This window comes from Streptomyces lunaelactis (assembly GCF_003054555.1).
GTDB classification, from domain to species: Bacteria; Actinomycetota; Actinomycetes; order Streptomycetales; family Streptomycetaceae; genus Streptomyces; species Streptomyces lunaelactis.
On record NZ_CP026304.1, the window covers coordinates 1,573,687 to 1,593,520 of the forward strand.

Sequence of the window (19,834 nt, forward strand, 5' to 3'; positions counted from 1 at the left end):
TGGCGTCAGGCCAGGCGTTCGCGGATCGCGTTCACCGCGTCCACCAGTGCCACCGGCGTCTGCTCGCCGGACTCCATGTCCTTCAGCTGGACCACACCCTCCGCGAGGTCACGCTCACCGGCCACCAGCGTGTACCGCGCCCCCGAGCGGTTCGCGCTCTTCATCGCGCCCTTCAGGCCCTTCCCGCCGTACGAGAAGTCGGCCGCGACGCCCGCCCGGCGCAGCTCCGTCACCAGAGCGAAGAGCACGCGCCGCGCCTCATCGCCCAGCGGGACCGCGAACACGCTCGTGGTGGCGGGGAGTTCGAGCTCGATGCCCTCCGCCTCCAGTGCCAGGACCGTACGGTCCACGCCGAGCGCCCAGCCCACCGACGGCAGCGCCGGGCCGCCGATCATCTCGGAGAGGCCGTCGTAGCGGCCGCCGCCGCCCACCGCGGACTGCGAGCCGAGGCCGTCGTGGACGAACTCGAAGGTCGTCCGCGTGTAGTAGTCGAGGCCGCGCACCAGCTTCTCGTCGTCCTCGTACGTGACACCCGCCGCCGTCAGCAGCTCGCGCACCTCCTCGTGGTACGCCTTGCACGCGTCGCACAGGTAGTCGCGCAGCATCGGCGCCCCGACGAGCTGCTTCTGCACGGCGTCGCGCTTGTCGTCGAGGATCCGCAGCGGGTTGATCTCGATCCGGCGCCGGGTGTCCTCGTCCAGCTCGAGCGCGCGCAGGAAGCCCTGCAGCGCGTCCCGGTAGACGGGCCGGCACTCCTTGTCGCCCAGGGAGTTCAGCAGGATGCGGAACTGACGCAGCCCGAGCGAGCGGTACGCCTGGTCGGCCAGGATGATCAGCTCGGCATCCAGCGCCGGGTCCTCCGCGCCGATCGCTTCGGCGCCGACCTGGGAGAAGTGCCTGTAGCGGCCGGCCTGCGGACGCTCGTAGCGGTAGTACGAGCCGGAGTACCAGAGCTTGACCGGCAGGTTGCCGAGCTTGTGGAGGTTGGCCTGCAGTGCCGCGCGCAGCACCGACGCGGTGCCCTCGGGGCGCAGCGCCAGCTTGGTGCCGCCCTTGGTCTCGAAGGCGTACATCTCCTTGGAGACGATGTCGGTGGACTCGCCGACGCCGCGCGAGAACAGCTCCACGTTCTCGAAGCCGGGCGTCTCGATGTAGCCGTAGCCGGAGTTCTTCAGCGGTGCGGCGATGGCCTCACGCACTGCCAGGGTCACTCCGGACTTCGGCGGGATCAGGTCGTACGTGCCCTTGGGGGCCTGAAAGGTGCTCACGGAAACTCTCGTCACATTCCTCGTCGAGGAGCGGGTTCCGCTCCCAGGCCGGCGGCCACTTCCCGAAGGTACGGGTTGGCGGCGCGCTCTTGGCCGATGGTCGTCTGGGGGCCGTGGCCGGACAGCACCACGGTCGAGTCGTCGAGGGGCAGGCACACACGCGCCAGCGACTCGAGCATCTCGGCGTGGTCGCCGCCGGGCAGGTCCGTGCGTCCGACGGAGCCGGCGAACAGCAGGTCGCCCGAGAAGAACACGGACGGAATGTCCGCGGACTCGGGCATCCGGAAGGTCACCGACCCCTTCGTATGGCCGGGCGCATGCGCGACGGAGAAGTCGAGACCGGCCAGTCTCAGCTCGGCGCCGTCGGCCAGCTCCTTGACGTCGTCGGGCTCCCCCACGGTGAGCTCGCCCATCAGCTGCGTCCCGATGGAGCGCCCGAGCGCCTTCTCCGGGTCGCTCATCATGTACCGGTCGGCGGGGTGGATCCACGCGGGTACGTCATGGGCCCCGCACACCGGGACGACCGAGGCGACATGGTCGATGTGGCCATGGGTGAGCACAACGGCGACGGGCTTGAGCCGATGCTTCGCAAGCGCTTCTTCGACTCCCTGGGCGGCCTGGTGGCCCGGGTCGATGATCACGCACTCCTCGCCTGCGGCCGGGGCGACCAGGTAACAGTTGGTCCCCCAGGCCCCAGCGGGGAACCCGGCAATAAGCACGATCGTCCTCAGTGTGGTCGTCGAGAGGGATATTGCTGTGTCGAATTGCAGCAGATCAGAGCCTACCGGCGCTGCTCATCCCACAGCCAACCCGTATACGGTACGGGGCACACTCGACCGGTCGGCATCAAGCGACGTACAAGGAGAAGACCCGGTGGTCACCAGCGATCAGCGGCGGCGGCAGCTCGCCAGGGAGAAGTTCGAGCGCCAGCAGCAGCGTCGGCAGCAGTCCCGTAAGAGGAAGCAGCGGAACACGGTTATCGCGGCCGCGCTCGCCGTGGTACTGGCGGCGGGCGCAGCCGCCTTCGCCTCGGTAGGCCTGTCCGACGGGGACACCAAGTCCGACGCCTCGTCGGCGGGCGACAGCCAGTCCCCCAGCGCCGCCCCGTCCCAGAGCGAGAGCGCCGCTCCCGAGCCCGCCATGTCGATCGACAAAAAGGCGAAGTACTCGATGTCGCTGAAGACGAGCGGGGGCGACATCGCCATCGCGATGGACGCGGCGAAGACCCCGCACACAGTGAACTCCTTCAAGTCCCTCGCGGACAAAGGATTCTTCAACGGCACGAAGTGTCACCGCCTGACCACGGAGGGCATCTTCGTGCTGCAGTGCGGCGACCCGAAGGGCGACGGCACCGGCGGGCCCGGCTACACGATCCCCGACGAGAATCTGACCGCGCTGGGCAAGGCGGGCGCCGACGGCACCGTGACGTTCCCGGCGGGGACGGTGGCGATGGCCAACACCGGCCAGCCGCACACCGGCGGCAGTCAGTTCTTCCTCGTCTACAAGGAGACCAAACTGCCGCCCGGCTACACACCGTTCGGAACGATGGACGCCGCGGGCCTGAAGGCCGTGCAGGACGTGGCGAAGGCCGGAGTCGCGGGCGGTGCCAAGGACGGCGCTCCGAAGACGGCCGTCACCATGGAGAAGGCGTCCGTCTCGAAGGTGTGAGCCGGGGAATTTCGGCCGCGCTGAGTGCGGACAGCCGGGCGGCCGGTCGCCTAGATTGGCGTTGTGCAGCGCGGCCGGATTCGCGTTGGAGAGGGCGGGCGAGGCCCGTCCGGGGAAACTGTGGACGATGCCCGGGGGGCCAACCCCCTCGCAGGCATCAGGTGGAGGAGGCGCTGTGAGCAGCGACCCGTGGGGCCGTGTCGATGAGACGGGCACCGTGTACGTGCGTACTGCCGACGGCGAGAAGGTCGTCGGATCGTGGCAGGCCGGCTCTCCCGAGGAGGCCCTGGCCTATTTCGAGCGCAAGTACGAGGGCTTGGTGGTCGAGATCGGCCTCCTCGAGCGGCGGGTGAAGACCACCGATCTCTCGGCCAAGGACGCCCAGACCGCCATCGACCATCTGCGTCAGCAGGTGGACGAGCATCACGCCGTGGGTGACCTCGACGCGCTGCGCGTCCGCCTCGACGGCCTTGTCGCGACGGTCGACAAGCGCCGCGAGGAGCGCAAGGTCCAGAAGGCCAAGCAGAACGACGAGGCACGGCACTCCAAGGAGGCGCTGGTCACCGAGGCCGAGGAGCTGGCGCAGAGCGAGCAGTGGCGCTCGGCCGGCGAGCGGCTGCGCGCACTGGTGGACACCTGGAAGGGCCTCCCCCGGCTCGACCGGAAGTCCGACGACGAGCTGTGGCACCGCTTCTCACACGCCCGCTCGGCGTTCTCCAAGCGCCGCAAGGCGCACTTCGCCTCGCTCGACGCGCAGCGCGAGGAGGCCCGTAAGGCCAAGGAGAAGCTGGTCGCCGAGGCCGAGTCGCTCTCCGGTTCCACCGACTGGGCGCTCACGGCCGCCCGCTATCGCGACCTGATGGCGGAGTGGAAGGCCGCGGGCCGTGCCCAGCGCGAGGCCGAGGACGATCTGTGGAACCGTTTCCGCGGCGCCCAGGACGTCTTCTTCGCCGCGCGAAGCGGGGTCTTCGCCGAGCGTGACGCCGAGCAGGGCGAGAACCTCAAGCTCAAGGAGGAGCTCGCCACCGAGGCCGAGAAGCTGCTGCCGGTGACGGATCTGAAGGCGGCGCGTGCCGCGTTCCGGTCCCTCAACGAGCGCTGGGAGGCCATCGGCCACGTGCCGCGCGACGCCCGTCCCAAGGTCGAGGGCCGCATGCACACGGTGGAGCGTGCGCTGCAGGAGACCGAGGAGAACGAGTGGCGCCGGTCGAACCCTGAGGCGCGTGCGCGTGCCGCGGGTCTGACGGGCCAGCTGCAGGCGGCCGTGGACAAGCTGCGCGGGCAGATCGACACTGCGCGCGCCGCGGGCAACAACGCCAAGGCTGACAAGCTCGCCAAGGAGCTCGAGGGCCGGCAGGCGCTGCTCGACCAGGCGCTGAAGGGCCTGGAGGAGTTCGGCGGCTGACAGCAAGCCCCTGGCTGATGTGCCAGACGCGAAGCGGCCCCGGTACGTGACACGTACCGGGGCCGCTTCGCGTGCTTCTACGGCCTGCGCGCCGAGGTCACCCGGTACACGTCGTAGACGCCCTCCACGCCCCGTACAGCCTTCAGTACGTGCCCGAGGTGCTTCGGGTCGCCCATCTCGAAGGTGAACCGCGAGGTGGCCACCCGGTCGCGGGAGGTCTGGACAGCCGCCGAGAGGATGTTGACATGCTGGTCGGACAGGACGCGCGTGACGTCCGACAGCAGCCTGGACCGGTCGAGCGCCTCCACCTGGATGGCGACCAGGAAGACGGACGACTGGGTCGGAGCCCATTCGACCTCGAGGATCCGCTCCGGCTGCTGGGAGAGCGAGTCGACGTTCACGCAGTCCGCCCGGTGAACCGATACGCCACTGCCGCGGGTTACGAAGCCGATGATCGGGTCGCCGGGGACGGGCGTACAGCAGCGGGCGAGCTTCACCCAGACGTCCTCGACGCCCTTGACCACCACACCGGGGTCGGCGTTGGCGCGGCGCTTACTGCGGCCGCCGTGCGTGGGCGGTGTGCTCTCGGCGATGTCCTCGCTGGCGGCCTCTTCGCCGCCCAGTGCCTGCACCAGCTTCTGTACGACGCCCTGCGCGGCCACATGGCCCTCGCCGATCGCCGCGTACAGGGACGAGATGTCGGGGTAGCGCATCTCGTGCGCCAGCGTGACGAGCGAGTCGCCGGTGAGGATGCGCTGGATCGGCAGGTTCTGCTTGCGCATGGCGCGCGCGATGGCGTCCTTGCCCTGCTCGATGGCCTCGTCGCGGCGCTCCTTGGAGAACCACGCGCGGATCTTGTTGCGGGCCCGGGGCGACTTGACGAAGCCCAGCCAGTCGCGGGAGGGGCCCGCGCCCTCGGCCTTGGAGGTGAAGACCTCCACCAGGTCGCCGTTGTCGAGGGTCGATTCGAGCGGCACGAGGCGCCCGTTGACCCGCGCCCCTATGGTCCGGTGGCCGACCTCGGTGTGTACGGCGTAGGCGAAGTCGACGGGGGTGGCGCCGGCCGGCAGCGCTATGACGTCGCCCTTCGGCGTGAAGACGAAGACCTCGTTGCGGGAGAGGTCGAAGCGCAGGGACTCCAGGAACTCGCTGGGGTCCTCGGTCTCCTTCTGCCAGTCGAGCAGCTGGCGCAGCCACGCCATGTCATTGATGTGGTCGTCCTTGCCGGCCCTCTTCGGCACGTCGGTGCGCACCTTGGAGGCACCGGCGGACGGCTCCTGCTTGTACTTCCAGTGCGCGGCGATGCCGTACTCGGCACGGCGGTGCATGTCGAAGGTACGAATCTGCAGCTCGACGGGCTTGCCGTTCGGACCGATCACCGTGGTGTGCAGCGACTGGTACATGTTGAACTTGGGCATCGCGATGTAGTCCTTGAACCGGCCGGGGACCGGGTTCCATCGCGCATGGACGGTGCCGAGCGCCGCGTAACAGTCGCGGACGGTGTCGACAAGTACACGAATACCCACCAGGTCGTAGATCTCCGCGAAGTCACGGCCGCGGACGATCATCTTCTGGTAGACGCTGTAGTAGTGCTTGGGCCGTCCGGTGACGGTGGCCTTGATTCGGGCGGCACGCAGATCGGACTGGACCTCGTCGGTCACTATGGCGAGGTACTCGTCGCGCTTGGGGGCCCGCTCGGCGACGAGCCGCACGATCTCGTCGTACATCTTGGGGTAGAGGATCGCGAAGGCGAGGTCCTCGAGCTCCCACTTGATGGTGTTCATGCCCAGCCGGTGGGCCAGGGGCGCGTAGATCTCGAGCGTCTCGCGGGCCTTCTTCTCCTGCTTCTCCCGCTTGAGATAGCGCATGGTGCGCATGTTGTGCAGCCGGTCGGCGAGCTTGATGACCAGGACGCGGGGGTCCTTGGCCATGGCGACGACCATCTTGCGTACGGTCTCGGCCTGCGCGGCCTCGCCGAATTTGACCTTGTCGAGCTTGGTGACGCCGTCGACGAGGAGGGCCACCTGGTCGCCGAAGTCGCGCCGCAGGGTGTCCAGGCCGTACTCGGTGTCCTCGACGGTGTCGTGCAGCAGACCGGCCATCAGCGTCGCCGGGTCCATGCCGAGCTCGGCGAGGATCGTCGTCACGGCGAGGGGGTGGGTGATGTACGGGTCGCCGCTCTTGCGCTTCTGGCCGCGGTGCCAGCGCTCGGCGACCTGGTAGGCGCGCTCGACCTGGCGCAGCGTGGAGGTCTCGATCTTGGGGTCGTTGCTGCGCACTATCCGCAGGAGCGGTTCGAGGACCGGGTTGTACGGGGACGAGCGCTGCACGCCCAGGCGGGCGAGGCGGGCACGGACGCGATTCGACGAACCGCCGGTCCGGGGCACGGCCGCGGGCGTGGGCTTGGCGGGCGTCGGGTTCGGCGTGGGCGCCGGAGCGGGCGTGGGGGCGGAGACGGGGGCGGCACCGTTCGCACGCTCGGACCCGGCCGGCTTCGGGTTCTCGGCCGGCTTGGTCCCGGGCGTGACAGGGCCTGCCGCGGCCTTCTCGGCCTGCTGATCGGGCTGCGCGGCGGCGGGCTGGGCCTCGTCTGGCAAGAGCGCTCCTCATGCGGTTCCGGGTCCCCCGGTCAGGCCCGGAGAAGCCATGGTATCGACCTCGGAGTCCCGGTGCTCACGAGGCTGTGGGTCCGCACATGCCACAAGAGGGCTCCCGGTTCCCCTCCGGACGCCCTTGTGTCACTTCCTGTCTCCACGCGACAGCGGCGCGGAGCGGGGCCGTACTGCGCAGGCGCGCCGATTCGGGGCTCCGGCCGGGGCAAGCGAATGGGCGCCCCGGAAAGATCCCGGGGCGCCCGTTCGACGAACCAACGCGTTCGCGTCAGATCTTGATCAGAGCCTCCAGCGGCGCCCCGCGCAGAGCCGGCTCCAGACGGGTCCGGCCGCCGAGGAAGCCGAGCTCCATGAGGACCGCGACGCCTGCGACATCCGCGCCTGCCCGGCGGATCAGCTCCAGCGAGGCACCGGCGGTGCCGCCGGTGGCGAGGACGTCGTCGATGACCATGACGCGGTCACCCGCGCTGAGGTCCTCGGCGTGCACCTCGATCTCGGCGCTGCCGTACTCCAGCTCGTACGCCTGCGAGAGCGTCGCTCCGGGGAGCTTGCCCGCCTTGCGTACGGGGATGAAGCCCAGCCCGGCGCGGACCGCGGCCGGCGCGGCCAGGATGAAACCGCGCGCCTCCAGACCGACGATCTTCGTGGCCCCGTGGCGTACACAGAGCTCGGCGAGCGCGTCGGTCATGGCCGTGAAGGCCTCGAAGTCCGCGAGCAGGGGCGTGATGTCCTTGAACACCACGCCCGGCTTCGGATAGTCGGGGACATCACGGATGCGGCTGAGCAGGAGCTCCTGCGTGCCGACGGTCATCGACGCCTGCCGGAAGGACGGCCGCGGCCCCGGTTGCGCGGGCCGACGACGGCTCCGGCCGCCGCGGCGTCGCCCGGTGCGTCGTCCTGCGGCTCACCCCGCTCGTCCCCGGCGTCCTCCGCGGACTCGCCCTTGGCGGCAGCGGCGGCGCGCTTGGCGAGGACGCGCTTCTTGAGCGCCTTCATCTGCGGCTCGCGCTCCTTGAGGTCGGCGACGAGCGGCGTGGCGATGAAGATCGAGGAGTACGCACCCGCCGCGAGGCCGACGAACAGCGACAGCGAGATGTCGTTGAGCATGCCGGCGCCGAGGACACCGCCACCGATGAACAGCAGGCCGGCCACCGGCAGCAGCGCGACCACGGTGGTGTTGATGGAACGCACCAGCGTGCCGTTCAGGCTGCGGTTGGCGATCTCGCTGTAGGTGTAGCGGGTCTGCTTGGTGATGTCCTTCGAGCCCTCCTTGAGACCGTCGAAGACGACGACGGTGTCGTAGAGGGAGTAACCGAGGATGGTCAGCAGACCGATCACGGTGCCCGGCGTGACCTCGAATCCGACGAGTGCGTACACACCGATCGTGATGGTGAGGTCGTGGATCAGCGCGATCAGGGCGGCGATGGCCATCCGCCACTCGAAGGCGATCGCGAGATAGATCACCACCAGGAGCATGAAGATCGCGAGACCGGTCCATGCCTTGTTGGCGATCTGCTCACCCCAGCTGGGGCCGACGATCTCGGCGTTGATCTTGTCCACCGGGATCTGCAGGTTGTCAGAGAGGGTCTCGTTGACCTTGTTCGCCTGGGTCTGGTCGAGCTCACTGACCTGGATCCGCAGGCCGCCGTTGCCGAGCTCCTGGACGATCGCGTCGTGGCCCGAGGCCTCTTCCGCGTACGTCTGAGCCTGGCTGACCGAAACACTCGTCTTCGGGGTGGTGAAGACGGCGCCGCCCTTGAACTCGATACCCAGGTTGAGACCCTGCACCGCCAGGCCGACGATGGCCGTGATGGTGATCAGGATCGAGACCCCGTACCAGATCATCCGCTTGGCGACGAAGTCATAGCCGACCTCGCCGCGGTAGAGCCGGGCGCCGAGAGTGCCGAGTCGCGACATCTCAGGCCTCCTTCGGGTGGTCGGTGGGGGCGGAGGCGCGGCGGGAGCGGCGCAGCGGGGGCTTGGCACCGAGCCGCTTCGGGTCGAGGCCGGACCAGGGGTGGCCGTCCGCGAAGAACTTCATGCGGGCGAGCAGCGTCATGATCGGCTTGGTGAAGAAGAACACCACGACCACGTCGAGCACGGTGGTCAGACCGAGCGTGAACGCGAAGCCCTGGACCTTGCCGACGGTGACGAGGAACAGCACCGCGGCGGCGAGGAACGACACGAAGTCGGAGACCAGGATGGTGCGCCGGGCGCGCGGCCAGGCGCGCTCGACGGCCGGCCGGAGGGTGCGGCCCTCGCGGATCTCGTCCCGGATGCGTTCGAAGTACACGATGAACGAGTCCGCGGTGATACCGATCGCAACGATCGCACCACACACCGCGGGCAGGTTCAGGGCGAAGCCGATGCCGGGGCCGAGCAGGGACATGATCGTGTACGTCAGGATCGCGGAGACGATGAGGCTGAGGATCGCGACCAGAGCCAGGCCGCGGTAGTACGCCACCAGATAGATGATGACCAGCGCGAGACCGATCGCACCGGCGATGAGGCCCGCCTGGAGCTGCTCGCCGCCGAGCGCGGCACTGACGGTCTGGGTGCTCTGCGCCTCGAAGGAGAGCGGGAGCGCACCGTAGGACAGGATGTTGCCCAGGTCCTGCGCGGACTCCTGGGTGAAGCTGCCGGAGATCTCGGCACTGGCGCTCAGCGTCTGGTTCACCGACGGCGCGGAGACGACCTCACCGTCGAGGACGATGGCGAACTGGTTCATCGGGGGCTGCTGCTGCGACAGCTTGCTGGTGATCGCCTGGAACTTCTTCGAACCGCTGTTGGTGAAGTCCATCGTGACGATCCACATGCCGCGCTGCTGGTCGAGCTGGCCCTTGGCGTCGTCGACGTCCTTGCCGGAGACCTCGGCCGGGCCGAGTACGTACTTCTCCCACTCACCCGCGGAGTTCTTGCCACAGGCGAGGGTCGTGTCGCTGGGCTTGGCCTTGTCGCCGAGCGCGCCCCGGACCTTGTCGTTCCTGCAGTCGAGGGCCAGGAAGTCCTTCTGCAGCTTGTCCGCGGCCGCCGCGTCACCCGACGGAGTCGGCGTCGGAGTGGACTTGGGCGCGCCCGACCCGGAGGGAGTCGGCGTCGGCGCCTTCAGGGCCTCGGTCACCGCACGGCCCTGCGTGGTCGCCGTGGCCGTCGGCGTACCGGACGGCGGGGTGGCCGTCTCCGTGGCCTTGCCGTCCTTGGCCGTGCCCGACGCCGAGGCGCTCGGGGTGGGCTGCGGAGCCGTGGGAGTGCCGGCGGCGACGGTCAGCACCGGCCGGAAGTAGAGCTGGGCGGTGGTACCGACCTGCTCACGGGCCTGCTGGGAATTCGTCCCCTTGGGGATGTTGACGATGATGTTCTTCTCGCCCTGGGTCTGAACCTCAGCCTCGGAGACGCCCAGACCATTGACACGGCGCTCGATGATGCCGACCGCGGTGTTCATGTTGGTCTCGTTGATGGCGTTCTTGTTGGCGACGGTGTTCTTCGCCTCGAGCGTGATGGTCGTACCGCCCGCCAGGTCGATACCCAGACGCGGCGTGAGCTGACCCGCAAAGAACATTCCGCCCGTGAGCGCGACCATGGCGATCAGGATCAGTACCAGGGCACGCCCCGGCTTCCCCTGAGCCCCCGTGGGCCTTCGGCCCCTATTCGGTGCTGCCACCTTCTCGTTTCTCCCTGTCCAACCGTCCCGTGCCGGGTGTGCGCCGGGGCGGCCACGAAGTGTTGTGGGGACCTGCCCCCGCAGAAGTCAGCACGGCCCAGGGACCGCCGGGCGCCGATGGGCGCCGCCGCGGTCCCCGATCGTGGCTACTTCGCGTCGGACTCGCCGTTGGTCTTGCCGTCCTTGGACTCGATGTCCTTCGGCTCGGCGTCGCCCTCGGCCTCGGCCTCGTCCTTGACCTCGTCGGCCTCGGGCTTCTTGCCGAGGTCGATCTTGGCGTCGTCCGAGGTGTCGGAGTCCGTGGTCCCGGTCAGCGAGGAAGCGTCGTCCGGCACGACATGGCCGTCGACCTCGAGGTCGCCGTCGCCGTGCACGATGCGGTTGTACTCCGCGTCGTCGAGGACCGCGCCGATAGCGTTCTTGGCGTAGATGGCGTGGACGCCGGGGGCCACCTCGAGGAGGACCGTGTCGTCGTGCAGCTCCTTGACGGTGGCGTACATGCCCCCGATCGTCCGAACGCCGGTGCCGGGCTGCATATCGTTGCGCATCTGCGCAGCCGCCTGCTGCTTCTTCTTGGCGGACCGGGTCATCAGGAACATGGCCCCGATGAGCACGATGAAGGGGAGGAGGGTCACGAGAGACACGGGACGGAACTTCCTTCGCACGACCGCGCTGGTGAGGCGGCCTTATCTACGGGGGTGGGCACGCCGACCTGGAAGGTGCGGCATCGGCGGAGTCTAAGCGAGTCCGCATCGATGGAACAACGCCCAGCATCCCACCGTGGTTCCTGACCGTGCACCTATCCGCGCCGTTACGTCCCGAACAGCCCCGGTTGTCCGCTTGCGCCAGGGGCCTGCTGCGGCGGCAGAAGACCGAGATGCGCCCATGCTGCCGGGGTCGCGACCCTGCCGCGCGGGGTGCGGGCCAGCAGTCCCTCCCGTACCAGGAAGGGCTCAGCGACCTCCTCGACCGTCTCGCGCTCCTCCCCCACGGCCACCGCGAGGGTGGACAGACCCACCGGGCCGCCGCCGAAGAGCTTGAGCAGCGCCTGGAGCACGGCGCGGTCGAGGCGGTCGAGGCCGCGGGCGTCGACCTCGTAGACCTTCAGGGCCGCGGCGGCCACCTCGCGGGTGATCAGGCCGTCGGCCTTGACCTGGGCGTAGTCGCGGACGCGGCGCAGCAGCCGGTTGGCGATACGGGGCGTACCTCGGGAGCGGCCGGCGATCTCGGCGGCGCCGTCGGCCTCTATGCCGACGTCGAGGAGCCGGGCGGAGCGGTGGATGACCCGCTCCAGCTCGGCGGGGTCGTAGAACTCCATGTGTGCGGTGAAGCCGAAGCGGTCGCGCAGCGGGGGCGGCAGCAGTCCGGCCCGGGTGGTGGCGCCGACCAGGGTGAAGGGAGGGAGCTCGAGCGGGATTGCGGTGGCGCCCGGCCCCTTGCCGACGATCACGTCGACCCGGAAGTCCTCCATCGCCATGTAGAGCATCTCTTCGGCGGGGCGGGACATCCGGTGGATCTCGTCGAGGAAGAGGACCTCGCCCTCCTGGAGGGAGGAGAGGATCGCGGCCAGATCGCCGGCGTGCTGGATGGCGGGGCCGGAGGTGATCCGGAGCGGGGCGTTCATCTCCGCCGCGATGATCATGGAGAGGGAGGTCTTGCCCAGCCCGGGGGCGCCGGAGAGCAGCACATGGTCGGCGGTGCCGCCGCGCGCGAGGGCCGCTTTCAGGACCAGGTCCAGCTGCTCTCGGACGCGCTCCTGGCCGACGAACTCCTCCAGCGACTTCGGCCGCAGCGCCGCTTCGACCGCCTGGTCCTCGCCGTCGGCGGACGCGCCGACGAGCCGCTCGGTGGCGGTGTCGTCGGTCGGCGGTGCGGTGTCGTCCCAGTTCACAGTGGATTGCCTCGCGGGGTCGGCCGGGTGGGTCAGCGGGTGCGGGTCAGCCAGGTCGTCGGGTCAGCGGGTGCGGTTCAGGGTCTGCAGGGCGGCCTTCAGCAGCGGGCCCACCTGGGGCGTGCCGCCCCCGGCGACGGCGGCCTCGGCCTGCGGAGCGACCGCTGCGACCGCCTCGTCGGCCTCCCGGGTGGCATAGCCGAGCCCGATCAGCGCCGCGTGCAGCTGGTCGCGCCATGACGCGGATACGGCGGTGCCGATGCCCTGCCTGCCGATATGCGCGCCCACCGGCTCTCCCAGCCGGTCCTTCAGCTCCAGCAGCAGCTTCTGTGCGCCCTTCTTGCCGATGCCCGGCACGGCGGTCAGCGTCTTCTCGTCGCCGGTCGCCACGGCGACGCGCAGGGCGTCCGGGCTGTGCACGGCGAGCATCGCCTGGGCCAGCCGCGGGCCGACGCCGCTCGCGGTCTGCAGCAGCTCGAAGACCTGGCGCTCGTCGTCGTCCACGAAGCCGTAGAGCGTGAGCGAGTCCTCCCGTACGACGAGGGAGGTGGCGAGCTTGGCCTCCTTGCCGATGCGCAGCCGCGAGAGCGTGTTCGGGGTGCACAGGACGGCCATGCCGATGCCGCCGACCTCGATGACCGCGGTGGTGGGGGCGAGGGCGGCGACCGGGCCGCTCACGAAGGCGATCATGCGGTACGGCCTTTCGATGCGTGCAGTGCGACGGCTTGCTGGAGGCGGTTCTGCGCGGGGCCGCGCCAGATGTGACAGATGGCGAGGGCGAGAGCGTCCGCCGCGTCGGCGGGTCTGGGTGGGGCATCCAGCCGCAGCAGCCGGGTCACCATCGCTCCGACCTGTGTCTTGTCGGCCCGGCCGCTGCCAGTGACGGCGGCCTTGACCTCGCTGGGCGTGTGCAGTGCGACGGGGATGCCGCGGCGGGAGGCACAGAGCATGGCGATCGCGCTGGCCTGGGCGGTGCCCATCACCGTACTGACGTTGTGCTGGCTGAACACCCGCTCCACGGCGACGAATTCGGGCCGGTACTCGTCCAGCCATTGCTCGATGCCCTGCTCGATGGCGACCAGGCGGCTGCCGAGCTCGGCGTCCGCCGACGTACGTACGACGCCGACGCCGAGCATCGTCAGCGGGCGGCCCGCGACGCCTTCGACCACACCGACGCCGCACCGGGTCAGTCCGGGATCCACGCCCAGTACCCGCATCGTGCGCCCCCTCCCCCTTTGCGGCTAAACCGCCGCCGCTCTCGCGGAGGTGGCTGCTCGCCATCGTGGTTTCTCAATTGATGGTTTCGGTCCTCAGGCTAACCGGCGCCTCTGACAACGACGGCGGGCCGACGGGTGTGTCCCGTCGGCCCGCCGTTTGACCGCCCGTCAGGCGTCGACCTTCTCCATGACCTCGTCCGAGACGTCGAAGTTGGCGAAGACGTTCTGCACATCGTCGCTGTCCTCGAGCGCGTCGATCAGCTTGAAGATCTTGCGTGCGCCCTCTTCGTCGAGCTCGACCTGCATGGTGGGCAGGAAGTTGGCCTCGGCGGAGTCGTAGTCGATGCCCGCCTCCTGCAGCGCGGTGCGGACCGCGACCATGTCGGTGGCCTCGCTGACGACCTCGTACGAGTCACCCAGGTCGTTGACCTCTTCGGCGCCGGCTTCCAGCACCGCGCCCAGGACGTCGTCCTCGGACAGTTCGCCCTTGGGGACGATCACGACGCCCTTGCGGTTGAAGAGGTACGAGACGGAACCCGGGTCGGCCATCGAGCCGCCGTTGCGCGTCATCGCGACGCGTACGTCGGACGCGGCGCGGTTGCGGTTGTCGGTCAGGCACTCGATGAGCACCGCGACACCGTTCGGGCCGTAACCCTCGTACATGATCGTCTGGTAGTCGACGCCGCCCGCCTCAAGACCGCCTCCGCGCTTGACCGCGGAGTCGATGTTCTTGTTGGGGACGGAGCTCTTCTTCGCCTTCTGGATGGCGTCGACGAGCGTCGGGTTACCCTCGGGGTCCACGCCGCCGGTGCGGGCCGCAACCTCGATGTTCTTGATCAGCTTTGCGAAGAGCTTGCCGCGCTTGGCGTCAACCACGGCCTTCTTGTGCTTCGTCGTAGCCCATTTAGAGTGGCCGGACATCTGCCTGTCTCCTTCGCGTAACCAATTTCTGAACGAACCCCAGAGATCCTACCGGGATCGTGTCAGGACGCCGCGCGCACCATGTCGACGAAAAGGGCGTGCACCCGGTGGTCGCCGGTCAGTTCGGGGTGGAACGACGTGGCCAGGACATTGCCCTGGCGTACGGCGACGATGTGGCCCCCGTGCTCGGCGAGCACCTCGACCTCGGCGCCCACCGACTCCACCCAGGGAGCGCGGATGAAGACACCCTCGACCGGTCCGTCGTCCACGCCCGCGACCTCGACGGCCGCTTCGAAGGACTCGTTCTGCCGCCCGAAGGCATTGCGGCGGACGATCATGTCGATGCCGCCGAGCGTCTCCTGGCCCGAGCGCGGGTCGAGGATCTTGTCGGAGACCATGATCAGGCCGGCGCAGGTGCCGTAGACGGGCAGGCCCGCGGCGATCCGCTCGCGCAGCGGCTCCAGCATGCCGAAGAGCGCGACGAGCTTGGACATGGTGGTGGACTCGCCGCCGGGGATGACGAGGCCGTCGACCTCCGCGAGTTCCTCGGGGCGCCGGACCGGCCTGGCCACGGCGTCCGCCGCGGCCAGGGCGATCAGGTGCTCCCGTACGTCGCCCTGCAGAGCCAGAACCCCGATCACAGGGGAACCGGGAGTGGTCATTACCAGCCCCGGTTCGCGTAGCGCTCGGTCTCGGGGAGGGTGTCGCAGTTGATGCCGACCATGGCCTCGCCCAGGTTGCGGGAGGCGTCCGCGATGATCTTGGGGTCGTCGTAGAAGGTGGTGGCCTTCACGATGGCGGCAGCGCGCTTGGCGGGGTCGCCCGACTTGAAGATGCCGGAGCCGACGAAGACGCCCTCGGCGCCGAGCTGGCGCATCAGCGCGGCGTCGGCGGGAGTTGCCACACCACCGGCGGAGAAGAGGACCACCGGCAGCTTGCCCAGCTCGGAGACCTCCTTGACCAGCTCGTACGGGGCGCGGAGCTCCTTGGCGGCGGCGTACAGCTCGTTGTTGTCGTAGCCGCGCAGGCGAGCGATCTCGTTCTTGATCTGGCGCAGGTGGCGGACGGCCTCGACGACATTGCCGGTGCCGGCCTCGCCCTTCGAGCGGATCATGGCCGCGCCCTCGGCGATACGGCGCAGGGCCTCACCCAGGTTGGTGGCGCCACAGACGAAGGGGGTGGTGAAGGCGAACTTGTCGGAGTGGTTCACCTCGTCGGCCGGGGTCAGCACCTCGGACTCGTCGATGTAGTCGACGCCGAGGGACTGCAGCACCTGGGCCTCGACGAAGTGGCCGATCCGGGACTTGGCCATGACCGGGATCGACACCGCGTCGATGATCTCCTCGATCATGTTCGGGTCGGACATCCGGGCGACGCCGCCGTCCTTGCGGATGTCGGCGGGAACCCGCTCCAGGGCCATGACGGCGACCGCGCCCGCGTCCTCGGCGATCTTCGCCTGCTCGGCGTTGACCACGTCCATGATCACGCCGCCCTTGAGCTGCTCGGCCATTCCGCGCTTGACGCGCGCGGTGCCGGTCTCGGGGGCCTGCGGGGTGGTGGGGAGGGTGCTGGACACGGAGGGACCTCGCTCGGTGAAAGGAGTTGATGCCGCACTGATGCAACCCCCGAGGACCAGTCCACAGCAAGGGCCAATGAACAGCCTGTGGATCGTTTTGGAAGCGCGGGTGCCGGTGTGGCTGTCCGGCTCAGGTGCCCGGGCGGTCGGCGAGGGCTACGGGCGGCTCGTCGTCCATCTCGAAGGCCAGCGGGAACGGCGCGTGGCCGGCGAGCCGGAACCAGCGGACCGCACGGTGGCGGCGCAGCGCGCGCGCCGCGCGTACGGCGTCGTTGTGGAACCGGCGCGCCATGGGGACCCGGCGTACGGCCTGCGCGAGCTCGCCGGCGGCTTCCTCACCACCGGGGACCTGGCGCACCGCCTCGACCTGCACCGCTTCCCCGAAGACGGCCCGCAGCGCGGCGCTGAGCTCGCTCTCCGCGACCTCGCGCTGCTCCTCCTCCGCCTGTCGCGCGGCGTGCGCGGCCTCGTACAGCACGATCGACGCCGCCGGATCGAGCACGCCGGAGGTGGCGAGTTCCTGGGTGACCGAGGCGCGGCGCAGGAGCTGGGCGTCGAGGGCCGCTCGGGCTGCGTCGATCCGGGTGTGCAGCCGGTCGAGCCGTCCGGCGGTCCAGCTCAGATACAGGCCGATCGCGACGAGGGCGACGACGATCCAGATCAGGGTTTCGGTCACGGGCGGCAAGGCTACCGGTGGCCACGCCGGGCGTGAGAGCCCCCCTGGCCGGGGCTCAGCCCCGGACCCCGCGCCTCAAACGCCGGCGAGGCTGAACTCTCAGTCCCGTGCCAGTCCGAACCTCGCGCGAAAGCCCGTCGCCCTGTCGTCCGCCGCCACCGACGCCGCGCCGTCCGTCACCGTCTCGTACACCGACAGGATGTCCGCCCCCACCGTCGACCAGTCGAAGCGCCGCACATGTGCACTCCCCCGCTCCCGCAGCTCCGCCAGCCGCTCCGGGTCCCGGAGCAGCCGTACCGCCGCGGTCGCCAGCGCGTCCGCGTTCTCGTTCGCGAACAGCTCGCCCGCCGCCCCCTGGTCCAGCACCTGCGCGAACGCGTCCAGGTCGCTCGCCAGCACCGGCGCACCGGCCGACATCGCCTCGACGAGGATGATGCCGAAGCTCTCCCCGCCCGTGTTCGGCGCGACGTACAGATCGATGCTGCGCAGCAGGCGCGCCTTGTCCTCGTCGCTGACCATCCCGAGAAACTCGACCCGTGAGCGCATGTCGACGGGCAGCGAAGCGACCGCCTCCTCCTCGTCGCCCCGGCCCGCCACCAGCAGCCGCGTGTCCGGGCACTCCGCGAGAATCTTCGGCAGTGCCTGCATCAGCACCGGCAGGCCCTTGCGGGGCTCGTCGATACGCCCTATGAAGCCGATCGTGCCGCCCTGCCACTCCGCCTTCGGCTCGGCCTTGTCGAAGAAGCCGACGTCGACGCCGTTCGGGATGACGACCGCGTCCCCGCCCAGGTGCTCGACGAGCGTCCGGCGGGCGTACTCACTGACCGCGATCCGGGCGCTGATCTTCTCCAGCGCCGGCTGCAGTATCGGGTATGCGGCGATCATGGCGCGCGACCGCGGATTGGAGGTGTGGAACGTCGCGACGATCGGCCCCTGCGCCGCCCAGCAGCTCAGCAGCCCCAGGGAGGGCGAGGCCGGCTCATGGATGTGGATGACGTCGAAGGTTCCGTCGTGCAGCCAGCGCCGCACCCGTGCCGCCGACAGGAAGCCGAAGTTCAGCCGGGCCACCGAGCCGTTGTACGGGACGGGCACGGCCCGGCCCGCCGAGACGACGTACGGCGGAAGCGGTGTCTCGTCGTCCGCCGGTGCCAGTACCGACACCTCGTGGCCGAGCCGGATCAGATGTTCCGCGAGATCCCTGATGTGGAATTGGACGCCGCCCGGTACGTCCCAGGAGTACGGGCAGACGATGCCGATCCTCACGTCCGCTCCTCCCGGGGCTCGAGATCCGCGAGCCACAGCCGCTGCAGCATGTGCCAGTCCTCCGGGTGCTCGGTGATTCCCGTGGCGTAGGCATCGGCCAGCGCCTGTGTCATGGAGGACGTCTTCTCGGTCCGGGTACCTGTCTCCGGCACCTCGACAGGTGCGTGGATCCGGCCCTGCATCTTGGACTCGTCGGCATACCACAGCGTCACCGGCAGCAGCAGCGCGCCGGTCTGCTGGGCCAGCAGCGCCGGTCCGGCCGGCATCCGGGCCGTCTCCCCGAAGTACTTCACCTCGACGCCCGATGCCGACAGATCACGGTCGGCGACCAGGCAGACCAGGCTGCCGGAGCGCAGCCGCCGGGCCAGCGTGCCGAAGGCCGTGCCGCCGCTGTGGGGCAGCACCTCCATGCCGAGGCTCTCGCGGTAGGCCACGAACCGGTCGTACAGCGTCTCGGGCTTGAGTCGCTCGGCGACGGTGGTGAACGGGATGCCCAGGGTCCTGGTGACCCACACGCCCGCCAGGTCCCAGTTCGCCAGATGCGGCAGCGCGAGTATCACTCCGCGGCCGGAGGCGAGGCCGTCCGTCAGATAGTGGGCGTCCTTGATGTGAACGTTCTTCGCGACGCGCTCGGCGCTCCAGGTGGGCAGCCGGAACGACTCCATCCAGTAGCGCATGTACGAGCGCATACCTGCCTTGGAGAGCTCTGCGAGACGCTCGGGGGTCGCGTCGGGCACCACCCGGGCGAGGTTCGACTCCAGCCGCAGCACGCTCTTGCCGCGCCGCTTCCACGCGATGTCGGCGATGGTGCGGCCGAGGGCCGCGGCCGCCGGCTCGGGCAGCTTCTTGACGGTGCTCCAGCCGAGCCCGTACAGCCCGTCGGTCAGACGGTCCCGCATCACGTCGCCTCAGCCTCGTTCCCCTGTGCCGCGGCGGCGTCGGCCTCCGCGGACTCCCGTCGTACGGTCACCACCCGCTGCCCCAGCGTCACCAGGCTGCCGACGGCGACGATCCACAGTGCGATCGGCAGCAGTACGTCGATTCCGGGCACCCCGAAGTTGTTCAGTCCCGCCAGGCCCGCCGCGACCAGTGAGATCACCAGCCGCTCGGCCCGCTCGATCAGTCCGTTGACGGCGACCGGCAGGCCAATCGATTCGCCTCGGGCCTTGGTGTACGAGACGACCTGGCCGCTCGCCAGACAGAAAATGGCGACGGCGCACAGCACATTGTCGTTTCCCGTGCCCGCGTACCAGAGCGCGAAGCCGGCGAAGATCGCGCTGTCGGCGACCCGGTCGAGCGTCGAGTCCAGGAATGCCCCCCAGCGGCTCGAAACCCCCGCCTGCCGCGCCATGTTGCCGTCGACCAGATCGGAGAAGACGAACAGCGTGATGACGATCGTGCCCCAGAAGAACTCTCCCCGGGGGAAGAAGACCAGCGCACCCGCCACCACTCCGGCCGTGCCGACGAGGGTGACAGCGTCGGGGCTCACCCCACGTCGGAGCAGAAATGCGGCGAACGGTGTGAGGACACGCGTGAAGAATGCACGCGCGTACTTGTTCAGCATGGCCTTCCCGAGGGTTCGGTGGGCCGCATGGCCCCATCGGCCACCGGCTGGCCCATCGTAGCCAGGACCGACGTGCTCCAACGAGGCACACCCTCCTCCCGCGGTCGCGTAC

Annotated in this window: 19 protein-coding genes; 2 read left to right on the forward strand and 17 right to left on the reverse strand. The window is 69.6% G+C overall.

Annotated features, from left to right (window positions below; genetic code table 11):
* Positions 1 to 5 precede the first annotated feature (5 nt).
* Both hisS and SLUN_RS06850 read right to left on the reverse strand, forming a co-directional pair.
* Entirely contained in the window at positions 6 to 1,268 is a 1,263-nt protein-coding gene (hisS, locus tag SLUN_RS06845) for a histidine--tRNA ligase (protein WP_108147636.1), read from the reverse strand.
* Between the two features lie 11 nt (positions 1,269 to 1,279).
* Positions 1,280 to 1,987: an MBL fold metallo-hydrolase gene (locus SLUN_RS06850; protein WP_108147637.1), complete on the reverse strand. Its 708-nt coding sequence runs from the start codon at positions 1,985 to 1,987 to the stop codon at positions 1,280 to 1,282.
* Between the two features lie 154 nt (positions 1,988 to 2,141).
* Here SLUN_RS06850 and SLUN_RS06855 point away from each other — a divergent pair, with 154 nt between their 5' ends.
* Positions 2,142 to 2,936, forward strand: a complete 795-nt coding sequence (locus tag SLUN_RS06855; RefSeq protein WP_108147638.1) for a peptidylprolyl isomerase — start codon at positions 2,142 to 2,144, stop codon at positions 2,934 to 2,936.
* A gap of 175 nt (positions 2,937 to 3,111) precedes the next feature.
* The gene (locus tag SLUN_RS06860) at positions 3,112 to 4,341 is read left to right on the forward strand and encodes a DUF349 domain-containing protein (protein WP_108147639.1); all 1,230 of its coding nucleotides are present in this window, start codon (positions 3,112 to 3,114) and stop codon (positions 4,339 to 4,341) included.
* Between the two features lie 77 nt (positions 4,342 to 4,418).
* Here SLUN_RS06860 and SLUN_RS06865 read toward each other — a convergent pair whose 3' ends face one another.
* The 15 genes from SLUN_RS06865 to pgsA form a co-directional block, all read right to left on the reverse strand.
* The gene (locus SLUN_RS06865) at positions 4,419 to 6,938 is read right to left on the reverse strand and encodes a RelA/SpoT family protein (protein WP_108147640.1); all 2,520 of its coding nucleotides are present in this window, start codon (positions 6,936 to 6,938) and stop codon (positions 4,419 to 4,421) included.
* Positions 6,939 to 7,221: 283 nt separating this feature from the next.
* The gene (locus SLUN_RS06870) at positions 7,222 to 7,764 is read right to left on the reverse strand and encodes an adenine phosphoribosyltransferase (RefSeq protein ID WP_108147641.1); all 543 of its coding nucleotides are present in this window, start codon (positions 7,762 to 7,764) and stop codon (positions 7,222 to 7,224) included.
* Positions 7,761 to 8,870 carry a protein translocase subunit SecF gene (secF, locus tag SLUN_RS06875; protein WP_108147642.1) on the reverse strand — a complete coding sequence of 370 codons (1,110 nt, stop codon included), beginning with the start codon at positions 8,868 to 8,870 and terminating at the stop codon, positions 7,761 to 7,763. Before secF ends, SLUN_RS06870 begins: the two co-directional genes overlap by 4 nt.
* A 1-nt stretch (position 8,871) precedes the next feature.
* Positions 8,872 to 10,614, reverse strand: coding sequence for a protein translocase subunit SecD (gene secD / locus SLUN_RS06880; protein ID WP_108147643.1), 1,743 nt, complete (start codon positions 10,612 to 10,614; stop codon positions 8,872 to 8,874).
* Positions 10,615 to 10,760: 146 nt separating this feature from the next.
* Positions 10,761 to 11,258 (reverse strand): preprotein translocase subunit YajC, encoded by a 498-nt coding sequence (gene yajC / locus SLUN_RS06885; RefSeq protein WP_108147644.1) that lies wholly within the window; start codon positions 11,256 to 11,258, stop codon positions 10,761 to 10,763.
* A 167-nt stretch (positions 11,259 to 11,425) separates the two neighbouring features.
* The gene (gene ruvB, locus SLUN_RS06890) at positions 11,426 to 12,505 is read right to left on the reverse strand and encodes a Holliday junction branch migration DNA helicase RuvB (protein WP_108147645.1); all 1,080 of its coding nucleotides are present in this window, start codon (positions 12,503 to 12,505) and stop codon (positions 11,426 to 11,428) included.
* A 63-nt stretch (positions 12,506 to 12,568) separates the two neighbouring features.
* Positions 12,569 to 13,195, reverse strand: coding sequence for a Holliday junction branch migration protein RuvA (ruvA, locus tag SLUN_RS06895; RefSeq protein ID WP_108147646.1), 627 nt, complete (start codon positions 13,193 to 13,195; stop codon positions 12,569 to 12,571).
* Positions 13,192 to 13,722: a crossover junction endodeoxyribonuclease RuvC gene (gene ruvC, locus SLUN_RS06900; RefSeq protein WP_108147647.1), complete on the reverse strand. Its 531-nt coding sequence runs from the start codon at positions 13,720 to 13,722 to the stop codon at positions 13,192 to 13,194. The genes ruvA and ruvC overlap by 4 nt, the downstream gene beginning before the upstream one ends.
* A gap of 168 nt (positions 13,723 to 13,890) precedes the next feature.
* Positions 13,891 to 14,643 (reverse strand): YebC/PmpR family DNA-binding transcriptional regulator, encoded by a 753-nt coding sequence (locus tag SLUN_RS06905; RefSeq protein ID WP_108147648.1) that lies wholly within the window; start codon positions 14,641 to 14,643, stop codon positions 13,891 to 13,893.
* Between the two features lie 62 nt (positions 14,644 to 14,705).
* Positions 14,706 to 15,305: a pyridoxal 5'-phosphate synthase glutaminase subunit PdxT gene (gene pdxT, locus SLUN_RS06910; RefSeq protein WP_108147649.1), complete on the reverse strand. Its 600-nt coding sequence runs from the start codon at positions 15,303 to 15,305 to the stop codon at positions 14,706 to 14,708.
* The gene (pdxS, locus tag SLUN_RS06915; RefSeq protein ID WP_108147650.1) at positions 15,305 to 16,219 is read right to left on the reverse strand and encodes a pyridoxal 5'-phosphate synthase lyase subunit PdxS; all 915 of its coding nucleotides are present in this window, start codon (positions 16,217 to 16,219) and stop codon (positions 15,305 to 15,307) included. The genes pdxT and pdxS overlap by 1 nt, the downstream gene beginning before the upstream one ends.
* A gap of 130 nt (positions 16,220 to 16,349) precedes the next feature.
* On the reverse strand, positions 16,350 to 16,895 hold the full coding sequence (locus SLUN_RS06920) for a hypothetical protein (protein ID WP_108147651.1): 546 nt from the start codon (positions 16,893 to 16,895) through the stop codon (positions 16,350 to 16,352).
* A 99-nt stretch (positions 16,896 to 16,994) separates the two neighbouring features.
* The gene (locus SLUN_RS06925) at positions 16,995 to 18,158 is read right to left on the reverse strand and encodes a glycosyltransferase family 4 protein (protein ID WP_108147652.1); all 1,164 of its coding nucleotides are present in this window, start codon (positions 18,156 to 18,158) and stop codon (positions 16,995 to 16,997) included.
* A complete protein-coding gene (locus tag SLUN_RS06930; RefSeq protein WP_108147653.1) occupies positions 18,155 to 19,057 on the reverse strand; it encodes a phosphatidylinositol mannoside acyltransferase in 903 nt (300 codons plus the stop codon). The genes SLUN_RS06925 and SLUN_RS06930 overlap by 4 nt, the downstream gene beginning before the upstream one ends.
* Positions 19,057 to 19,722, reverse strand: a complete 666-nt coding sequence (gene pgsA, locus SLUN_RS06935; protein WP_108147654.1) for a phosphatidylinositol phosphate synthase — start codon at positions 19,720 to 19,722, stop codon at positions 19,057 to 19,059. The genes SLUN_RS06930 and pgsA overlap by 1 nt, the downstream gene beginning before the upstream one ends.
* Positions 19,723 to 19,834: the final 112 nt, after the last annotated feature.